Annotated in this window: 17 protein-coding genes; 12 read left to right on the top strand and 5 right to left on the bottom strand. The window is 37.9% G+C overall.

What is annotated here, in order from left to right; all coding sequences use genetic code 11:
- Nucleotides 1–52: 52 nt before the first annotated feature.
- The 9 genes from efp (at nt 53) to UXI14_RS05980 (ending at nt 10945) form a co-directional block, all read left to right on the top strand.
- On the top strand, nt 53–619 hold the full coding sequence (gene efp, locus UXI14_RS06020) for an elongation factor P (protein ID WP_277899426.1): 567 nt from the start codon (nt 53–55) through the stop codon (nt 617–619).
- Nucleotides 620–709: 90 nt separating this feature from the next.
- Nucleotides 710–1639 (top strand): UDP-3-O-(3-hydroxymyristoyl)glucosamine N-acyltransferase, encoded by a 930-nt coding sequence (locus UXI14_RS06015; RefSeq protein WP_335965347.1) that lies wholly within the window; start codon nt 710–712, stop codon nt 1637–1639.
- Between the two features lies 1 nt (nt 1640).
- Nucleotides 1641–2054, top strand: coding sequence for a nuclear transport factor 2 family protein (locus UXI14_RS06010; RefSeq protein ID WP_277899424.1), 414 nt, complete (start codon nt 1641–1643; stop codon nt 2052–2054).
- A gap of 99 nt (nt 2055–2153) precedes the next feature.
- The gene (gene sucD, locus UXI14_RS06005) at nt 2154–3026 is read left to right on the top strand and encodes a succinate--CoA ligase subunit alpha (RefSeq protein WP_277899423.1); all 873 of its coding nucleotides are present in this window, start codon (nt 2154–2156) and stop codon (nt 3024–3026) included.
- Nucleotides 3027–3122: 96 nt separating this feature from the next.
- On the top strand, nt 3123–6083 hold the full coding sequence (locus UXI14_RS06000) for an insulinase family protein (protein ID WP_335965404.1): 2961 nt from the start codon (nt 3123–3125) through the stop codon (nt 6081–6083).
- Nucleotides 6084–6327: 244 nt separating this feature from the next.
- On the top strand, nt 6328–7074 hold the full coding sequence (gene fabG, locus UXI14_RS05995) for a 3-oxoacyl-[acyl-carrier-protein] reductase (RefSeq protein ID WP_335965346.1): 747 nt from the start codon (nt 6328–6330) through the stop codon (nt 7072–7074).
- Nucleotides 7075–7258: 184 nt separating this feature from the next.
- Entirely contained in the window at nt 7259–9295 is a 2037-nt protein-coding gene (locus UXI14_RS05990) for a VWA domain-containing protein (RefSeq protein ID WP_335965345.1), read from the top strand.
- An 11-nt stretch (nt 9296–9306) separates the two neighbouring features.
- Complete coding sequence (gene fabG, locus UXI14_RS05985; RefSeq protein WP_335965344.1) at nt 9307–10107, top strand: 3-oxoacyl-ACP reductase FabG; 801 nt, start codon at nt 9307–9309, stop codon at nt 10105–10107.
- Nucleotides 10108–10129: 22 nt separating this feature from the next.
- Nucleotides 10130–10945 (top strand): prohibitin family protein, encoded by an 816-nt coding sequence (locus UXI14_RS05980; RefSeq protein WP_277899418.1) that lies wholly within the window; start codon nt 10130–10132, stop codon nt 10943–10945.
- A 101-nt stretch (nt 10946–11046) separates the two neighbouring features.
- Here UXI14_RS05980 and UXI14_RS05975 read toward each other — a convergent pair whose 3' ends face one another.
- The gene (locus UXI14_RS05975; protein ID WP_277899417.1) at nt 11047–12501 is read right to left on the bottom strand and encodes a TonB-dependent receptor; all 1455 of its coding nucleotides are present in this window, start codon (nt 12499–12501) and stop codon (nt 11047–11049) included.
- 85 nt (nt 12502–12586) lie between these two features.
- On the opposite strand from UXI14_RS05975, the gene UXI14_RS05970 reads away from it, so the two are divergent.
- The 3 genes from UXI14_RS05970 to UXI14_RS05960 all read left to right on the top strand — a co-directional run bounded on the left by UXI14_RS05970 (nt 12587) and on the right by UXI14_RS05960 (nt 14945).
- Nucleotides 12587–13351 (top strand): MBL fold metallo-hydrolase, encoded by a 765-nt coding sequence (locus tag UXI14_RS05970; protein WP_335965343.1) that lies wholly within the window; start codon nt 12587–12589, stop codon nt 13349–13351.
- A gap of 142 nt (nt 13352–13493) precedes the next feature.
- Nucleotides 13494–13988 (top strand): hydrolase, encoded by a 495-nt coding sequence (locus UXI14_RS05965; RefSeq protein ID WP_335965342.1) that lies wholly within the window; start codon nt 13494–13496, stop codon nt 13986–13988.
- Nucleotides 13989–13994: 6 nt separating this feature from the next.
- A complete protein-coding gene (locus UXI14_RS05960; protein ID WP_335965341.1) occupies nt 13995–14945 on the top strand; it encodes a TerC family protein in 951 nt (316 codons plus the stop codon).
- Nucleotides 14946–14985: 40 nt separating this feature from the next.
- On the opposite strand, the gene UXI14_RS05955 is transcribed toward UXI14_RS05960, so the two are convergent.
- The 4 genes from UXI14_RS05955 to UXI14_RS05940 are packed head-to-tail and all read right to left on the bottom strand — an operon-like array spanning nt 14986 to nt 19709.
- Nucleotides 14986–15963, bottom strand: coding sequence for a YitT family protein (locus tag UXI14_RS05955; protein WP_277899413.1), 978 nt, complete (start codon nt 15961–15963; stop codon nt 14986–14988).
- A 43-nt stretch (nt 15964–16006) separates the two neighbouring features.
- Nucleotides 16007–16921: a tRNA (adenosine(37)-N6)-dimethylallyltransferase MiaA gene (gene miaA, locus UXI14_RS05950; RefSeq protein ID WP_335965340.1), complete on the bottom strand. Its 915-nt coding sequence runs from the start codon at nt 16919–16921 to the stop codon at nt 16007–16009.
- A complete protein-coding gene (locus UXI14_RS05945) occupies nt 16911–17750 on the bottom strand; it encodes an ion transporter (RefSeq protein WP_335965339.1) in 840 nt (279 codons plus the stop codon). Before UXI14_RS05945 ends, miaA begins: the two co-directional genes overlap by 11 nt.
- A 9-nt stretch (nt 17751–17759) precedes the next feature.
- Nucleotides 17760–19709, bottom strand: a complete 1950-nt coding sequence (locus UXI14_RS05940) for a DUF3857 domain-containing protein (RefSeq protein ID WP_335965338.1) — start codon at nt 19707–19709, stop codon at nt 17760–17762.
- Between the last annotated feature and the right edge of the window lie 18 nt (nt 19710–19727).

Here is a 19727-nt window from a genome sequence, read left to right as displayed (position 1 = left end):
GATTATAAAATCTTTAATTTAAAACTATCAACTATCAATTAACAATAAAAATATGGCATCTACATCAGATATTAGAAAAGGATTATGCATCCGTTACAATCACGATATTTATAAAATCATAGAGTTTTTACATGTAAAACCGGGAAAAGGCCCAGCTTTTGTAAGAACAAAGTTAAAAAGTGTAACTACAGGCAAGGTTTTAGACAATACCTTTTCTGCCGGGCATAAAATAGAGGACGTTCGTGTAGAAACACGTTCATATCAGTTTTTATATGCTGAAGGGGATACCTATCATTTTATGAACACAGACGATTATAACCAGATCACACTTCAAAAAGATGCGCTCGATACCCCCGATTTGTTAAAAGAAGGAGAAGTGGTAACCATTTTGTTTAATACTGAAGATAGCATGCCGCTTTCTGTAGACATGCCGGCACACGTTATTTTAGAAGTTACACATACAGAGCCCGGGGTAAAAGGGAATACGGCAACAAATGCCACAAAACCTGCTACAGTTGAAACCGGGGCCATAATCAATGTGCCTTTATTTATTAACGAAGGCGATAGAATAAAAATAGATACCGAGAAAAGTTCGTACATGGAACGTGCAAAAGAGTAGCTTTTTCAATAAGCTGTTTTTAACTATGAGCAAATTCCAAGAAAATGGCTTAACGATATAACCGCCTTACAAATTAACATCAACAGTAATATGAAGTTTCCTCAAAAACATACCCTAAAACAGATTGCCACAATTTTAAATTGCAATTATGTGGGGAAAGACGATTTTCCTGTTATGGGAATGAACGAAATACATGTGGTAGAACCCGGGGATATTGTTTTTGTGGACCATCCAAAATATTATGATAAGGCCCTTCAGTCGGCGGCAACGGTTGTGCTTATCAACAAAGAAGTAGATTGCCCCGAGGGCAAGGCGTTGTTGATTTCAACCGATCCTTTTAGGGATTTTAATACCCTTACCGATTTTTTCAGGCCTTTTCAAAAAACAACTTCCTCTATTTCAGCATCGGCAAAAATAGGGGAGGGCACTATTGTGCAGCCCGGAACTTTTATTGGAAACAATGTTGTTGTTGGAAAAAACTGTTTAATCCACTCCAATGTAAGTATTTACGATAATTGTATAATTGGAGACAATGTTACAATCCATGCCGGTACGGTACTTGGTGCCGATGCTTTTTACTATAAAAACAGACCGGAAGGGTTCGATAAATTACTTTCGGGAGGAAGAGTGGTTGTAGAGAACAATGTAGACCTTGGCGCTCTGTGCACCATAGACAAAGGTGTTACGGGCGATACCTTGATTAAGGAAGGCAGTAAAATAGACAATCAGGTACATGTGGGCCATGATACGGTTATTGGTAAAAAATGCTTAATTGCCTCTCAGGTAGGAATTGCAGGTTGCGTAATTATTGAAGACGAAGTAACAATTTGGGGACAAGTAGGAATAGCAAGTGCAATTACAATCGGTACAAAAGCTGTATTGTTGGCGCAATCCGGGGTAAGCAAGTCCCTGGCCCCTCATAAAACATATTTTGGTTACCCGGCCGAAGAAGCCAGAAGGAAATATAAAGAACTTGCATCCATTCGTCAAATACCATCAATAATTGAAAAATTAGGATAATATGGCACAATCGATTAAAAAGATCGTTCAGGATTTTTACCAATCAGAACCCATTAAAAACAATAAAATCTTAAAAGAGTATCTGCACGATGACTGTCAACTTTTTTGGAACAGTAGCAAAGGGTTTACCAAACTTAACAAAGAAGAGTTGATTTCACTGGCCATGAATATGGCAGAAGCCTATCATTCCATCAGGACCGAAATAAGTCATTTATTAAGAGACGGAAACAGCGTTACCGTGCGCTACACCTACCATGTAAAAGCCATTGAAACCCCCGATGAAGAACAACCTTTGGCACATTTCATCACTATTTGGGAGTGTAAAGACGATAAATTATACCGAGGTTACGAAATTAGCCAGCTAGCCGATGATAATCCGGTAAACCTTAATTCCTTCCTTCCGGTAAAGCAGTAAAGGATTTTAAAAAAAATATAACAAATAAATTATTTAATAGATTTCTCAAATCATATTCAAAAAGCTATTTTTGCATAGCTTAAATAAAATTCAACCCTAATGAGTGTATTAGTAAATAAAAATTCAAAGATAATAGTACAAGGATTTACAGGCAGTGAAGGAACATTTCACGCAGAACAAATGATTGAATACGGCACCAATGTAGTTGGAGGCGTGACTCCCGGAAAAGGAGGGCAGGAACATTTAAACAAGCCAGTATTCAACACTGTAAAAGAAGCCGTAGACAAAGTAGGTGCAGACGTATCTATTATTTTTGTGCCACCGGCATTTGCCGCCGATGCCATTATGGAAGCGGCCGATGCAGGAATCAAGGTTATTATTACTATTACTGAAGGAATTCCCGTTGCCGATATGATCAAGGCATCAGATTACATTAAAGATAAAGACTGTAGGTTAATAGGCCCTAACTGTCCAGGAGTTATTACCCCGGGTGAAGCAAAAGTGGGTATTATGCCTGGTTTTGTTTTTAAACAAGGAAAAGTGGGGATTGTTTCCAAATCGGGAACACTTACCTACGAAGCGGCCGATCAGGTTGTAAAGCAAGGATTGGGCATTACCACCGCAATTGGTATTGGCGGAGACCCAATTATAGGAACTACAACCAAAGAAGCTGTTGAGCTTTTAATGAACGATCCTGAAACGGAATGTATCGTGATGATCGGGGAAATAGGTGGACAATTGGAAGCAGATGCCGCCCGTTGGGTAAAAGAAAATGGCAACAAAAAGCCTGTAATTGGATTTATTGCAGGTGAAACCGCACCAAAAGGAAGAACAATGGGACATGCCGGTGCTATTGTTGGCGGTGCCGATGATACCGCGGAAGCTAAAAAACGCATCATGAACGAATGTGGCATTCATGTAGTAGATTCTCCGGCAGAAATTGGAAAAAAAGTTGCCGAAGTTATAAAATAACACATAATATATAAAATATTATCTATATATTTATCCATTCCTTGATTTTCAGGGAATGGATTTTTTATTTTAACTAATAACTTAATTATTATAATGATGAAGTTTTTCAAACCTATTTTATTATTGCTTTTGGTTGTTGCAGTGGGCTGTAAGGAGTCCAAGAAGGACCAAGTTGTTGCCGAAAAACATACAGATCCCAACGGGTTTAACTACGAAACCGTTACAAACGACCCAACCGGACTGCGTTTATATACTTTGGATAACGGACTAAAAGTGTATCTAAGCAGAAATACGGACGAACCTAAAATCCAGACTTTTATTCCGGTGCGGGCCGGATCGGTATACGATCCCGGAGATAATACAGGCCTTGCCCATTACCTTGAACATATGGTTTTTAAGGGAACCGATGAGATTGGAACCCAAGACTGGGAAAGCGAAAAAGTATTGCTTCAGGAGATATCAAATCTATACGAAGCACATAAAAAAGAGACGGACACCCTTAAAAAAGCTGCCATTTATAGGCAAATCGACAGCGTTTCACAGTTGGCCTCCAAGATATCCATTGCCAATGAATATGATAAAATGGTGAGCTCCTTGGGAGCAGAAGGAACAAATGCATGGACTTCCCATGAAGAAACGGTTTATACAAATAAAATTCCATCCAACGAATTTGACAAATGGCTAAAACTGGAAAGTGAGCGCTTTAGTCAGTTGGTATTGCGCTTGTTTCATACCGAACTTGAGGCCGTTTACGAAGAATTTAACAGATCTCAGGATAGCGATGGTAGAAAAGAGTACTACGAAATGCTGAAAACACTTTTTCCAGAGCATCCTTATGGTCAGCAACCAACTATTGGAATCTCCGAACATTTGAAGAACCCTTCAATGGTGGCCATCAACAACTATTTTAATAAATATTATGTGCCAAACAACATGGCCGTGATTTTGGTAGGAGATTTGGAATTTGATGAAACCATAAAAAAAGTAAACGATGCTTTCGGGTCGTTCAAGGCCAAGGAAGTTACTTATCCGGAACGACCAAAAGAACAGCCAATTACCGCTCCCATTGAAAAAGAGGTATTTGGCCCAGAGGCCGCCCGGGTTAGCATAGGCTTTAGAACTGCTGGAATAGGGTCTGACGAGGAAAAATACATCACCTTAATCGATATGATCTTGAACAATAGCGAAGCAGGGTTAATAGACTTGAACCTTAATCAAAAACAAAAAGTACAAAGAGCAGGTTGTTATCCTGTATTTAACAATGATTATGGAGTACATACTTTTTATGGATATCCTAAGTCAAATCAATCTTTAGAAGATGTAAAAACACTTTTATTGGGTCAGATTGAAGAAGTTAAAAAAGGAAATTTTGACGATTGGATGATTCAAGCGGTGGTAAACGACTTGAAATTATCAGAAATCCGTCAGTACGAAAATGCAACTTATGTTGCCTATGCATATGTAGATGCCTTTGTGCATTTTCAAGATTGGGAAGCTAAAGTTAAAAAACTGGACGAGCTTAAAAAAATAACGAAACAGGAGCTTGTGGATTTTGCCAATAAATTTTATGTAGATGATTATGCGGTGGTTTACAAAAGGCAAGGCGAAAGTAGAAACCTTGTAAAGGTTGAAAACCCACGAATTACGCCTATTGAGCTCAATAGGGATAAGCAATCGGCTTTTTTAAAGGCTTTTAACGAAATAGAAGTTTCGCCAATTAAACCTCAGGAAATAGATTATAGCACCGCTATCAAGGAAACTTCAACTAAAAACGGACTCAAGGTTTCTTATATAGAAAACGACGTAAACGATCTGGCCGAGCTCGATGTTATTTTTGACATGGGGAAAGACAGCAATAAAAAGCTTCAGCAGGCAATTGGTTATGTGGAATATCTGGGAACCGATAAATATTCGCCTGAAGAACTTAAAAAAGAGTTTTACAAATTGGGGATTAATTATGGCGTAAGTACTGCCGATGATTATTGTTATGTATCTGTTAGCGGTTTGAGCGAGAATATGGACAAAGGGCTGGAACTTTTCGAGCATTTATGGACCAATGCCGTTGCCAATCAAGAAACATACGATAAATACGTACAGAATATTGGAAAACGAAGGGAAGACGGAAAGGCCAACAAAGGAAATATTTTATGGAACGGTTTGATGAATTACGGTATGTATGGCGAAAATTCCAGATTAAGGGATATTTATACTATTGATGAGTTAAAGTCAATTTCTCCGGAAGAACTGGTAACTATTTTCAAAGACCTTAAAAACTACAAACAGCGTATTTTTTATTATGGCAACAACTTACAAGGGGCTATAACTTCTCTTGATGAAAAACACCAAATCCCGGAAAACTTGGAAGAATACCCAGAGGCGAAGGATTATATGGAAAAGGAAACCGGCGGGCATGTGTATTTTGTTAATTACGACATGGTACAGAGCGAAATGCTGTTTTTGGCAAAAGGAGAAACCTTTGACCCTAAAAAAATGGCGGCATCTGCATTGTTCAACACTTATTTTGGAAGCGGATTGTCATCTATTGTTTTTCAGGAGATAAGAGAATCCAAATCCCTTGCCTATTCGGCGTTCTCTTCATATAGGAACGCATCAGAAAAAGGCAAACCCAATTACACCTATGCATATATTGGTACACAAGCCAATAAAATGCCCGAAGCAGTTGATGCCATGATGGAGCTTATGACAAACATGCCGGAAGCAGAAAAACAGTTTCAGGCCGCAAAAGAATCAACATTAAAACAGCTTGCAGCCGAGCGCATTAACCGTCAGGATATTTTTTGGGAATACGAGCGTTTAAAAAAGCGCGGCATAACCGAAGATAACAGAAAAAAAATGTACAACGAAATTCAACAAATGGATTTTAACGACCTTAAAAATTTCTTCAACGAGAACATAAAAGGAGAAACATACGATGTAATGGTAATAGGAAACAAAAACGATGTAGACATGGAAGCCTTGAAGAAACTAGGCGAAGTAGAAGAAGTAGATGTGGACTATCTGTTTAATTATGAGAAACCTAAGCCCATTAAGTCATAACCTTTTTAATACAAAATAAGTTCAATGTAAAAACCCTGCTAAAAATGCAGGGTTTTTTGTTAGTTAAACTTGGTATTTGCTATATTTGATGATAGAATGAAAAAGTCATTTTAAACCAGAAAGAGTAGTTGTAAAAAATACAAATAGGTTTTACAGCACAGGGATAAACACAATAAATGCCTTTTGGAAATCATGTTGCTGAAACTTCCAAACAGGCATATTAAGAACGAACAAAAAACAACGAATGAAACTTTTAGAAGGGAAAACAGCTATTGTTACAGGAGCCAGTCGCGGTATTGGTAAGGGCATTGCTCAGGAATTTGCAAAACAAGGAGCCAATGTGGCCTTTACGTACAGCTCGTCTGAAGGGCCTGCTAAAGAATTGGAAAAAGAGCTTGTTGCATTTGGAGTAAAAGCAAAGGCATACAAAAGTGATGCTGCAAGCTTCTCGGCCGCCCAGGAATTGGCAGATGAAGTGGCAAAAGAATTTGGAGCTATCGATATTTTGGTAAATAATGCCGGGATTACAAAAGATAATCTCTTGATGCGTATATCCGAAGAAGATTTTGACAAAGTAATAGAAGTAAACCTAAAATCGGTTTTTAACATGACCAAAGCTGTACAACGCACTATGTTGAAGCAGCGCAAGGGGTCGATTATCAATATGAGCTCTGTAGTAGGAGTGAAAGGAAATGCCGGACAGACAAACTATGCAGCTTCCAAGGCCGGAATTATAGGCTTTTCTAAATCTGTGGCTTTAGAATTGGGCTCCAGGAACATAAGAAGCAATGTGGTGGCACCGGGATTTATTGAAACCGAGATGACAGGTGCGTTGGATGAAAAAGTAGTGCAGGGATGGAGAGATGCCATACCTTTAAAAAGAGGTGGAAACCCTGAAGATATTGCAAATGCTTGTGTATTTTTAGGTTCGGATATGTCTGCTTACATCACCGGACAGGTGCTTCAGGTAGACGGAGGAATGCTTACTTAGTAAACTATCTCGGGGCAGGCCCATGAGACATTTTAGGAGGAAAAATATTTTGATCTCGAGGCAAGCTTCGGAACATTCAAACCTCGATTATCGAGGCAGAAAAATAAATTTAATATAGCCATGAAAGTTTGTAAGGTTGTTTATTAAATAACTTTATAAACTTTCAGCATTATAAAGCATATGCATGGTGGGAGCTAACCAAGTTATTTTCATTTTAATTGCGGTACTTGTAGCCTTTTTGCTGGTTCTTTTTCAATACGGAAAGGAAGCAAGAAAAGGAGGCATATATCTTTGGTTGGCAATTTTAAGGTTCTTCGGGATTTTCTGTATCCTCTTTTTAATTATCAGTCCGAAATACAAAAAAGAAACCTTTTATACCGAAAAACCCAATTTGTCCATATTAATGGATAATTCTGCTTCCATCCATGAATTAGGGTTTGATAGTGTTGCAAAAAATACTTGGGAAAAAATTGCAAACGATAAAGAATTAAACGATAAATTTTCAATAAGCTCTTATGTCTTTGATGCAGGTATTGAACCACTAAACAAACTTTCATTCAACGGAAAACAAACCAATATTACCAAGGCATTAAATACCATGTCTTCCATAAACAGAAAAAGTCAAGGTGCAGTATTGCTGTTTTCAGACGGAAACCAGACTTATGGTGCCGATTATCAATATTTGGGCAATAACTATAAAACGCCTGTTTATCCTATTGTCGTGGGAGATTCTACCACGTATAGCGATTTAAAAATTGCGCAGTTAAACGTTAACAAATATGCTTATTTTAAGAATAAATTTCCTGTTGAAGTCTTTCTTGATTACGAAGGAAAAGACAGTATCACTTCAACTTTTAAAATAATTAAAGGAAAGCAGGTATTGTTTTCAAAAAAACTTTCTTTTGATAAAAACAATACTTCACAAGTTATTAATACCCAATTGTTGGCCAATTCAATAGGGATACAAACCATGCAGGCAGTTATTGTACCATTGGCCAACGAAAAAAATAAGGTAAACAATCAAAAGTTGTTTGCCATGGAGGTAATTGATCAAAAAAATAACGTTGCCATTGTAACCGATGTGCTGCATCCCGATATTGGGGCGTTAAAAAAGATTATTGAAAGCAACGAATTTCGAAAAGCAGATATTATTGATGTTAGAAATTTTAAGGCCCAGCAGGACAATAGTTACCAACTGTATGTTTTATATCAACCCAACGTATTGTTCAAACCTGTTTTTCAGGAATTAAACAATAGAAAGGCAAATTTCTGGATTATAACCGGGATGGATACCGACTGGAATTTCTTAAATACCCAACAATTGGGGTTTAACAATGCTCAAGGTCGGGGCGACGAAGAAATAACGCCGGCTTATAATCAAAATTTCCAAACATTTCAAACAGAAGACATTGGTTTTGATGATTTTCCGCCATTAAAAAGCACACTGGACGAAATTAGCTTTATGAGCCCGGGCCAAACATTGTTGTTCAAAAAAATAAGCAATGTTCCTACCAGTTATCCATTGTTGACCGTTATGGAAAACCAAGACCAAAAAAAGGCATTGTTTTTGGGCGAGGGCATATGGAAATGGCGGGCGGCAAACTATGTTTCAAATGAAAAAACAGAAGCTTTTGATGCCTATTTCGGGAAATTAATTCAGTTTTTATCTTCTAAAAAACAAAGGGAGCGTTTAACTGTAGCGGCCGAATCTTTTTATTATGGAAACTCCCAAGTATTGTTGTCGGCTTCATATTTTGACGAAAATTATGTTTTCGACCCGGACGTTTCTATTGAAATTATTACCGAAAACCGGGAAACTAATCAAAAACGTACCTTTTCCATGCTTTATGGAAACAACAGCTACCAGGCAAACCTAAATACGCTACAGCCGGGCACATACAATTTTACGGTCCGTGTGCCATCGGCAAACATTTCTAAATCGGGAAGTTTTACCATTTTGGACTTTAACGTAGAACAACAGTTTGTAAACCCGGATATCGAGAGGTTAAATATATTGGCCAATAATACGAACGGAAAAATATTTTATTTAAATGATTTTCAAAAACTTAAAAACGAATTGCTTGATAAGGGCAATTATCAGGCCGTTCAAAAAAGTATGGAAAATGTTGTACCTTTAATAGACTGGAAATGGCTGTTGGCAGTAATAATACTTGCCTTTTCTTCTGAATGGTTTTTAAGAAAATACAGCGGACTTATTTAAAATAAAATTCAATGAAATTAGTAAAGGATCAAGTAGCTTTGGTAACAGGTGCCAGCTCGGGAATTGGTAAAACAGTTGCTTATTATTTGGCCAAGGAAGGGGCAAAGGTAGGCGTGAATTATTATTCTGATGAAGAAGGCGCCAATGATGTTGTAAAAAAAATTACTGAAATAGGCGGGGAAGCCTTTCCAGTTCAAGGCGATGTTGGAAATGAAGAAGACGTACTGAAAATGTTCAATAAAGTATACGAAACCTATGGAAACTTGGATATTTTGGTAAGCAACGCCGGAATACAGCGTGATGCCCCCATTGAAAAAATGACATTAAAAGATTGGGAGACGGTTATTAGGACCAATTTAACCGGTGCTTTTTTGTGTTCCAGGCAGGCGGTACAATATTTTTTAAAAAGGGGTGTGGTAGAGGGCATAAGCAAATCTGCCGGAAAAATTATTTTTATGAGTTCGGTGCATCAGGAAATACCGTGGGCTGGGCATATAAACTATTCGGCATCCAAAGGCGGACTTACAGAATTGATGCGCTCCTTGTCTCAAGAAACGGCCAACAAGCTCATCCGTGTCAATAGTGTGGCTCCCGGGGCTATAAAAACCCCGATAAACGAAGATGTTTGGAAAGACAAGGAGAAAAAAGAGCATTTATTGAAATTAATTCCTTATAATAGGCTAGGGGAGCCCGAAGATGTAGCCGAGGTCGTGGTTTGGCTCGCATCAGATAAATCGGAATATGTAAACGGAACAACTATATTTGTAGATGGGGGCATGACCCTGTACCCCGGATTTATAAACAACGGATAATTTTTAAATTTTACTTTTTTATATGGATAAATTACCTAAAATTGGAATACCTATTGTAATTATTGCAATTGCCCTGATTATTTTTATTGCAAAATCTACCGTAACGATAGAGTCTGGAGAGGCAGGCGTTTTGTTTGAAACTTTTGGCAATGGTGTGGTAACCGATGAGCCTCCTTTATCCGAAGGTTTTCATTTGGTGGCGCCTTGGAATAAGGTTTTTGTATACGAGGTAAGGCAACAGGAAGTATCTGAAAAAATGCAGGTACTGTCTTCAAACGGGTTGGAAATTAAACTGGATGCCTCTGTTTGGTTTCAGCCATTGTACAGCAAACTGGGTTCCCTGCACCAAGAAAAGGGCGTAGACTATGTGGCAAGGGTATTGCAGCCCGCAGTACGGTCGGCCGCCAGGAGTGTGGTTGGCAGGTATACGCCCGAACAGCTGTATTCTAGCAAAAGGGATGCCATTCAGGAAGAAATCTACGATGAGACCAAAGAAATTTTAAAAGATCAATTTGTGCAATTGAATGAGATTTTAGTACGCGACGTTACTTTGCCACCTACCATTAAAGACGCCATTGAACGCAAATTGAGGCAGGAACAGGAATCGCTTGAATATGAATTTAGGATTGAAAAGGCAGAAAAAGAAGCCGAAAGGCAACGGATTGAAGCACAGGGTAAAGCAGATGCCAATCAAATTTTAAGTACATCGTTAACCGACAAAATCCTTCAAGACAAAGGCATAGAAGCTACCATTAAACTGTCTGAGTCGCAAAATTCTAAAGTAATTGTTATTGGCAGTGGCGATAAAGGCCTGCCCATTATTTTAGGAAACCAGTAGAACTATACATTCACTAAAAAAATAAGGCATACAGAAAAGGAACAATATTAACCTTTTTTGCATGCCTTTACTTTTATTAAAAAGTTACTTTGTAAATTTCTTTATTTTTGCTTTTCTTTTAGTTTGGATTTGTAATCAAACAGGCCTTTTTCCTTGATGAGCTCTGCAATCCCTTTCGGAAGCATTTCTTCCCATCCTTTTTCACCGGTTGCAATCTTTTTAAGCACTTCCCGCGAGAATATGTCCAGAATGGAATCGTCATAATCAAAAATATCAACTACTTTTCCATTGTACTTAAAGAACTTGTAGAGCTCCTTCATACGTGGGTGAACCTTTAGGTTGTTGCTGGTAACCGTTAATCCGGTTTCCTGGTCTATCATTGGGTATAGGTACACTTTTAAATCTTTGTAAAAAAGTTTTCCGAAGGCTTCCAATATCCCACCGCTTAAATGGCGGTAATATTTTTCATCAAAGATATCTACCAAATTATTTACACCCATGGTAAGGGCCATGCGTTCTTTGGAATATTCAGAGAAATATTCAACCAATTTGTAATATTCCTGGAAATTGGAAATCATTACCGTTTGTCCAAGCGAACATAGCAGGCGTGCCCTGTCCATGAAGTCTTCTTCGTCAATTTCGCCCTCGGCTCGTAAATTGGATAGGGTAATTTCAAAAACTACCACGGTATTATCGACATCAACTTTATTTTCACGTATAAAAATTTCATAAGATTTTTTGTACATGTCCATATTTACCGAGGTAACCGGTCGGAAACTTCCGCGTAGCGCCAAAATATTCTTCTTGTATAAAATGGCCGCCGGAAGGATATTGTTTCCATCGGGCCCGAACATTACGGCTTCTGTCATCCCGTTTTTAACAAGCTGCAAGCTCATTAAACGGTTGTCTACTTCTTCAAAGCGGGGCCCGGAAAAGTTTATTGTGTCTATCTCAATGGTATCGTTGTCTATATGGTCGTATAGGTATTTCAATAATTTTTTTGGTTTATGGTGCTTGTAAAAAGCACCATAAATAAGGTTTACCCCAACAATCCCCAAAGTTTCCTGTTGCAACCGGGCTTCGTTTTGTTTAAACCGGATGTGTAGAATAATTTCGTTGTAATCTTCATTGGGATCCAATTGAAAACGAATGCCCAACCAACCATGGCCTTTAAACTTTTTGGCAAAGTCGATGGTGGCAACGGTATTGGCATACGAAAAGAATATCTTATTGGGATTGTCCTTTCGGGGAATACGCTGCTCCATGAGCATCATTTCATGCGAGAGCATTTTTTTTAAACGGGCTTCGGTAACATATCGGCCATCATCTTCTACTCCATAAATGGCATCGCTAAAGTTTTTATCGTAGGCACTCATTGCTTTTGCAATAGTTCCGGAAGCTCCACCGGACCTAAAAAAATGCCTAACCGTTTCTTGCCCCGCACCAATCTCGGCAAAAGTCCCGTAAATATCCTCGTTGAGATTTATGCGTAAAGCTTTGGCTTTTAGCGAAGGAACATTTTCAAAGTTCTTATCCCCTTTTAAAACTAATGTCATAGCTGTTTTATATTTATGGCAAAGTTAAAAAAGTTTCATGAAGCTATTCGGAATATAAGTGATAAATTTGATGAAAAATGAGATTTTGAAGATAACTTTCCTCGGTACCGGAACATCGCAGGGAATTCCAATAATTGGAAGTGACGATCCTGTGTCTAAAAGCAAAGACCCAAAAGACAAGCGTTTAAGGGTTTCTGTTATGGTAGAATGGGCCAATTATTGTTATGTTGTAGATTGCGGCCCCGATTTTAGGCAACAAATGCTCGCCAATAACGTAAAGCGTATTGACGGGATTTTATTCACGCACGAGCACGCCGACCATATTATGGGACTGGACGATATACGCCCTTTCTTTTTTAGGCAAGGAGATATCCCGATTTATGCACATTCCCGTGTTTTGGATTCCCTGCGTATTAAATTCGACTATATTTTTGCAACCAAAGACAGGTACCCGGGAGCACCGGCCGTACGGGGGCATGAAGTGGTAAACAATAAGCCCGTTTCAATAGGGAACCTTCAGGTAATACCAATAAACGCTTTTCATAATAGATTGCAGGTTTTTGGATATAGATTTGATAAATTTGCATATTTAACAGATATTAAAAGCATAGATGCAGAAGAAATTGAAAAACTAAAAGGCGTGGAAGTGCTTGTGGTAAATGCACTGCGCAAAGAAAAACACCATTCGCATTTTAATATTGATGAAGCTTTGGAATTTATTGAGCTTGTAAAACCAAAAAGGGCATATCTTACACACATAAGCCCCATGATGGGATTTCATGAAGAAGCACAAAAAGAATTGCCAAAAAACGTTTATATTGCTTACGACAACCAAGTCCTGGAAATATAAAGCTCGATAAACAATAGTAAACAACCCCGGTGCAAGCACACGGGCCATTAAGTGGAAAAAATATATAACATTTCGACGCAAGCGTCGGAGCATCTTAAATCTCACTTAGTGAGTAAATAATTAAAAAAACACTCCATATACTATGAAACGTAATATTTTTATGTACCTTTTTTTCTTTGCGGTCCTGTATATTGTTTATCAATACGTAAGCGCCAAGAAATATTTTGAAAAAGAAACCGTAAAAATTGAACACCTTGAAGAAAGCAATGTACGTTTAAACGATTCTATTGAAACGCTCACGTTAAACAATCTTGACCTTCAATATTTTTCTTTGGAAAACAACGACGATGCATTGGCATATTACGATCATTTACAACTAGAAAATCCTTCGCGCTACATAGCCGATAAATTATTGGAGACCAACGAGCAAAAAGGGAACAATCCGTTGATACCTTATGACGGAATGTCCGGAGCCCCAATGAAAATTAATAAAATAAAAATATTGAACCATAAATGGATTATTGCCGACTTCTCCGACGGAAAATATTGGGGCGAGCTTATGCTTGAATACCAATTGAAAGACGATTTGGGTGTGGACTTTACGGTTTTGGACCATTTGCTGTATACTAGAAATTAACTTTTTATGATTGTTTGGATATCGTTTATAACGCTGATTGTAATTTTTTTAGCAATCGATTTGGGGATTTTTAACAAAAACCCCCATGAAATAACCAATAAAGAAGCATCTATGTGGACCGCCATTTGGGTGAGTATTGCCATGCTTTTCTCGTTATTGGTGTTTTTTATATTCAAACATGGTTGGATCGACAACGTAGACCAACTTTCACCTTCAAATGCTACCTTAAAATACATTACGGGATATTTAATAGAACTTTCCTTGAGCGTGGACAATATCTTTGTAATTGCCGTAATATTTACTTCGTTTAAAATTCCTAAAATCTATCAGCACCGCGTATTGTTCTGGGGAATTATCGGGGCTATTGTCTTTAGGGCATTAATGATTTTGTTTGGCGTATACCTTATTAAAAAATTCGATTGGATTATTTACGTTTTTGGCGTATTCCTTATTTATACGGCCATTAAGCTTGCTTTGGAAAAGGACGACGATGCTTACGACCCCAAAAAATCTTTTGTATACAAAGCTATAAGAAAGGTTATTCCGGTAACCACACATATGGATTCCGAACACTTTTTTACAAGAAAAAAGCATTTATTGGTTGCTACGCCGCTTTTTATAGCACTTATTATTATTGAGTTTACCGACATACTTTTTGCTTTAGACAGTATTCCGGCTATTTTGGCCATTACTTCCGATCCGTTTTTGGTGTTCAGTTCCAATATAATGGCCATTTTAGGACTGCGTTCCATGTATTTCTTTCTGGCAAACATGCTGGAACGTTTTGGGTACTTAAAATACAGCCTCGTGGTAATATTGACTTTTGTGGGAATTAAAATGATACTTTCCCATCATATAGAAATTCCCGAATGGCTTTCGTTGTCTGTTATTGGGGTTTCCTTGGGTGCAGGGGTATGGTTTTCCCTTCATAAAGAAAAAAAGGAAGAGACTACTTAAAAAATCTTTTATAAAATGTTTTTCAGGCCATCTTTTTGGCTCACGATTTTATCTTAGTCAACGGTTTCTTTTTAATCATTCCGCCCTTGGTGTCCTTTACCGAGTTCATAATAATAAAGGCATTCTTGTCTATTTTATCAATTTCGGTTTTCAAGGTAGACATTTCCAAACGTGTTATTACCGTGTATACCACGTCTATGTCCTTTAGTTGGCTGTTATCGGCAGAAAAGCCCCTTTTTCCTTTATAAATAGTGCAACCACGGCCCATTTTATGGATAATGGCCTTACGGATGGCGTCGTGCCTCTCGGAAATAATGGTAACGCCAATAAACTCCTCGATGCCATCTATAACAAAATCTACCGTTTTTGAAGCCGAAAAATAGGTTAAAATGGCATACAGCGCTATTTCGGTGGTAAAAATATAAGCGGCTGTCATAAAAATAACAATATTGAAAAGCAGTATAACATTTCCAACGGTTAAACTCGATTTTCTACTTATATATATGGCCAGCACCTCGGTACCGTCTATAATGGCCCCGCCGCGTATGGCCATGCCAATGCCCAGCCCAAGAAAGAAACCGCCAAAGGCCGCAATAAGAATTTTATCGTTGGTAATTGTGGGGAAGGGGATAAAATGGACCGCCAAGGCCAATAATAAAATGCCGATAATGCTATTGATGGCAAACCTTTTATTAATGGCAATATAAGCAAGGATTACAAAAGGAAGGTTGAGGATAAAAATAAGAATGGACAATGGCCAACTGGTAAGCTCGCTAACGATTAACGAAATACCCGTAACGCCACCGTCTATAAACGAACTTGGCAATAAAAACCCCTTTAAGCCAAACGAAGCTGCCAAGACCCCGATAAATAAGTATAAAATATCGTGTATTTCATGGCTTATCTCAACTTCAAGGTCTTTTACCTGCTGCTTAAAACTATCGTGCTCGGTATGCGTGGTCTTTTTATACTTTTTACGTACACGGTCTACTATTATTTTTCTGAAAAATAAATTCATATAGCAATTTTATGAGCTTAAAGATAATTATTTAAAGGATATATTAAGCCTCTATTTTTTGATTGACTTTTAGAAGGATATCAGATAGGTTTGCGGTATGGTCAAACCAAAGGATGTCTTCGTCTTTTCGCAACCACGTTAGTTGCCTTTTGGCAAAGCGCCGTGTATTTTTTTTTATTTCTGAAACTGCAAAATCCAGTGTCCATTTACCATCCAAATAATTAAATAATTCTTTGTAGCCTACCGTTTGCAAGGCGTTTAAGTTTTTATACTGATGTAGTTTCCTTGCTTCTTCCAGCAGGCCGTTTTGCATCATGACGCCCACCCGTTGGTTGATACGGTTGTAGATTGTTTCCCGTTCGGCGGTCAAGCCAATTTTGATGGTCTGGAAATTGCGCTGTTCTTTTTTTTGATTTAAAAATGAAGAATAGGGTTTTCCCGTTCCCATACAAATTTCCAGTGCGCGGATCAACCGGTGCGGGTTTTGAACGTCCATATTGTTAAAATGATCGGGATCCAAAGATTTTAACCGGTCCTGCAAGGCTTCAATGCCATCTTTTTTTAACTGTTGGTTTAATTGCTGTCTTATGCTTGGGTCAATGTCCGGAAAGTCGTCGAGGCCCTTTATTACAGCATCGTTGTACAAACCGCTTCCCCCGGCCATGATTACAAAATTGTTTGATGTAAAAAGTTTATGGAGCATTTTGGAGGCTTCTTTTTCAAAATCGCCTACAGAATAATCTTCAAATATAGATTTGTGCTGGATAAAATGGTGTTTTGCTTCTGCCAGTTCTTCTTCTTCGGGCACGGCCGTACCAATGCGCATTTCTTTGTAAAACTGCCTCGAATCGGACGATATGATTTCAGCATGATATTCCTTGGCGAGTTTTATGGCCAGCGAAGTTTTTCCAATGGCGGTGGGCCCTACAACTGTAATAAGGTACTTTTTATTGTTCATTTAATATATTTCCGCAGTTATAACAAAAGGTGGCATTGTCTTTATGGTGTTCTGCATTGCAATGTGGGCATACCTGTGTATTGGTATCTATGTGCTGTTTTTTTCCTCCTTGTTTGGCAAATTCAACGGTTACAATACCTGTTGGAACTGCAATTATTCCATACCCGAGAATCATGATAATAGCGGCAATAACCTGCCCGATATCCGTTACCGGGGCAATATCTCCATAGCCCACGGTGGTAAGTGTAACAATGGTCCAATAAATACTTCTTGGAATACTTGTAAACCCGGCTTCTTCACCTTCTATAAGGTACATAATGGTTCCCATGATTACCGAAAGTATAAGTACCGTGTAAATAAAAACGGCAATTTTGGTGCGGCTCGATTTTATGGCTTCCTTGAGTTGAGAGGCTTCGCCCATAAATCGTACTAATTTTAATATCCTAAATACCCTTAACAGCCTAAGCGCCCTAATGGCCAGCAACACATGTGCACCACCAAAAAACAGCGATAAATACAGCGGGATCGTAGAGATAAAATCTATTATGCCATAAAAACTGAAAATATACCTTTGCGGTTTTTTTATTGAAATGATCCTTGCAACATATTCCAGGGAAAAGAATACCGTAATAGCCCATTCTGCCGTAATTAGATATGTGTGGTACCGTTTGTCGAAAGATTTGATGCTTTCCAGCATTACCAAAACAATACTAAGAATTATGATTAAAAACAGAATGATGTCAAACCATTTTCCCATAGGGGTGTCTGCTTCATAAATTATTTCATGAAGTTTTCTTTTCCAGTTTCCCTTTGTTTGGCGTTGTAGCATTTTATATTGTTATACTTGTTTTTTGGCAATCAGGGATTCGTTATTCTGGATATTAACTGCTTTTGTAAAAATAGCTTTCAACTCTTTGTACTCTTCTGTTGGATAATACGATTTATTTAGGTCAAAATTATATAATATATTGAAAATGTTGCCTTTTTCTTGCTTGATAAGGGTCAATTTGCCCCCATTTTCTATTAAAAGTGTTGTTTCGGGTTGAATTGTATTTTCTACTTTATAGTTTTCGGGAAAGGCAACCGAAATATTGCTGCTAAACTTTTTAGGATAGCCTATATCTACGGGATAACCCCTATTTTCAACTTTAAACGGGTTTTCCGTAAGGTCTTTAAACAGGAACGGTGAGAAGATAATATTGCCGTTTACAATGGTTACGCCTTCGTTTATTTTAAAGGAAAACGTCTCGGTTATGGAATTTCCCATTTCCGACGTATTATAATCAGTTATTTCTATATTTTGGAACCTGCTGCCCAATTCTTCAATATATTTCTCTTTCGATTGGGATTTTATCTCCTTCAACTTAGAAAACATAAAATAGCCGGAACTTGTAAGTCTAAATTTCCCGTTTAGGGTCCCTTCTTCGTCTATCTTTACAGAAGTTGTAAGTATATGGTGGTTTTTTTTGTATGGCGAAACTTCAATCCAATAGCTATCGTTTTTAAAGTCCATGACCCTCCCAATATGGTTCAAGGCCCTAAATGGCAATATACCAAAAGGTGCGTATTTATCTGATGCGTCCAACAATACCATGCCGTTGTTTATTTCCAGCATGGCAATGCAGTAATTAAAGTCGGAAATAATAGGGTGCAGTTTGGTGGGCAAGCCATTTTGGCGCGTGGAAAGCAATACCAATTTTGCTTCCAGTCCGGCAGCTTTTAATGCATTTATCAATGATATGTTTATTTCTGAAATGTTCCCCGATTTTTCTTTGTATGCATCGGTAATCCTAGAATCGCTAAATAATCCATATTTGCCGTTCCATGTGTAATATTCTTTGATGAAATTATAGATTTTTTCGGCCTTTTTTATGTTGTTTTCTTCGTTTAAGGCTTCCTGCGGAATAATATCCTTGAAAAAATTAACCTTGTTGAGTTGCCTGCCAATATCTTTATCGTACCTAAACTCTTTGTCTACGTCTTCCCAGCTTTTGGTATATTTATGGCTGCTTCCGCGGAAATCATGAAATTCTGACAATTCAAATTTAATGCGTGAAATATAATTTTTTTCAGAAAGCATGTATTCTTCTTCCTTAAAGGCAGGGACGTCAACCATTTCATAGGTCAATTTTTCGCAATCTGCACCATTGGAAGCCCCGTCCAGATAGAAACAGCTCTTTTTTAGGGATGCATCGTTGACGGCCAGTTTTTGAGAACCGAACAATGTCCGGTTATAAACATAATTGCCCGGAATTAGGGCGGTGAACCTACTTTTTACTTTTGGTATATGCGACTGGAACTGCCACCCTTCAAAATTGAAGAAAAAAGGCGATTTTAACGTATAGCGGTATTCCAGCACGCTGCCTTTTTTTACATCAGAAAAAGTAAAACGGTAAGCAGACCAGTGTTCGTTTATGTCGGTAACATATATATCATTTTGGCCGACTACTATTTTTTGAGCACCATTGTGGGTCATGGCTTTTATATTGCTAATTTTTTCTGTTTCCTTATCTGCATGGTAAAAGGGGATTTCTATATTGGCCTCGTCAAACCCTTTTTCGTTTAAGATTTTTATTTTGCAATAGTATTGTTTTATAAGTCTTATAAACTGAAAATTGCCTTTTCGTTCCACCTCAAAATAATTATTGCCTTCTTCATAAAGTACCACAGCGTTTGCAGTAGTGTCTTTTTGATAGATGGCCATTTCCAGTTCTTCATTGGTAACATCGTCAATTTCCCTTCCTTTTTTTTCTTGGGCAGCTGTATAAAAAGAAGATAAGTGTAACAATAAGCAGGGTAGTAGTAT

The organism is Galbibacter sp. PAP.153 (assembly GCF_037029175.1).
Taxonomy (GTDB): domain Bacteria; phylum Bacteroidota; class Bacteroidia; order Flavobacteriales; family Flavobacteriaceae; genus Galbibacter; species Galbibacter pacificus.
The sequence above is the reverse complement of the archived record's forward strand: the minus strand, read 5'-3'. Positions and strand labels throughout refer to the sequence as shown.

Excerpts from the sequence above, each read along its gene's own strand:
- efp (WP_277899426.1), top strand. The coding sequence starts at position 53 with ATGGCATCTACATCAGATATTAGAAAAGGATTATGCATCCGTTACAAT.
- UXI14_RS06015 (WP_335965347.1), top strand. The coding sequence starts at position 710 with ATGAAGTTTCCTCAAAAACATACCCTAAAACAGATTGCCACAATTTTA.
- UXI14_RS06010 (WP_277899424.1), top strand. The coding sequence starts at position 1,641 with ATGGCACAATCGATTAAAAAGATCGTTCAGGATTTTTACCAATCAGAA.
- sucD (WP_277899423.1), top strand. The coding sequence starts at position 2,154 with ATGAGTGTATTAGTAAATAAAAATTCAAAGATAATAGTACAAGGATTT.
- UXI14_RS06000 (WP_335965404.1), top strand. The coding sequence starts at position 3,123 with ATGAAGTTTTTCAAACCTATTTTATTATTGCTTTTGGTTGTTGCAGTG.
- fabG (WP_335965346.1), top strand. The coding sequence starts at position 6,328 with ATGAAACTTTTAGAAGGGAAAACAGCTATTGTTACAGGAGCCAGTCGC.
- UXI14_RS05990 (WP_335965345.1), top strand. The coding sequence starts at position 7,259 with ATGGTGGGAGCTAACCAAGTTATTTTCATTTTAATTGCGGTACTTGTA.
- fabG (WP_335965344.1), top strand. The coding sequence starts at position 9,307 with ATGAAATTAGTAAAGGATCAAGTAGCTTTGGTAACAGGTGCCAGCTCG.
- UXI14_RS05980 (WP_277899418.1), top strand. The coding sequence starts at position 10,130 with ATGGATAAATTACCTAAAATTGGAATACCTATTGTAATTATTGCAATT.
- UXI14_RS05975 (WP_277899417.1), bottom strand. The coding sequence starts at position 12,501 with ATGACATTAGTTTTAAAAGGGGATAAGAACTTTGAAAATGTTCCTTCG.
- UXI14_RS05965 (WP_335965342.1), top strand. The coding sequence starts at position 13,494 with ATGAAACGTAATATTTTTATGTACCTTTTTTTCTTTGCGGTCCTGTAT.
- UXI14_RS05960 (WP_335965341.1), top strand. The coding sequence starts at position 13,995 with ATGATTGTTTGGATATCGTTTATAACGCTGATTGTAATTTTTTTAGCA.
- UXI14_RS05955 (WP_277899413.1), bottom strand. The coding sequence starts at position 15,963 with ATGAATTTATTTTTCAGAAAAATAATAGTAGACCGTGTACGTAAAAAG.
- miaA (WP_335965340.1), bottom strand. The coding sequence starts at position 16,921 with ATGAACAATAAAAAGTACCTTATTACAGTTGTAGGGCCCACCGCCATT.
- UXI14_RS05945 (WP_335965339.1), bottom strand. The coding sequence starts at position 17,750 with ATGCTACAACGCCAAACAAAGGGAAACTGGAAAAGAAAACTTCATGAA.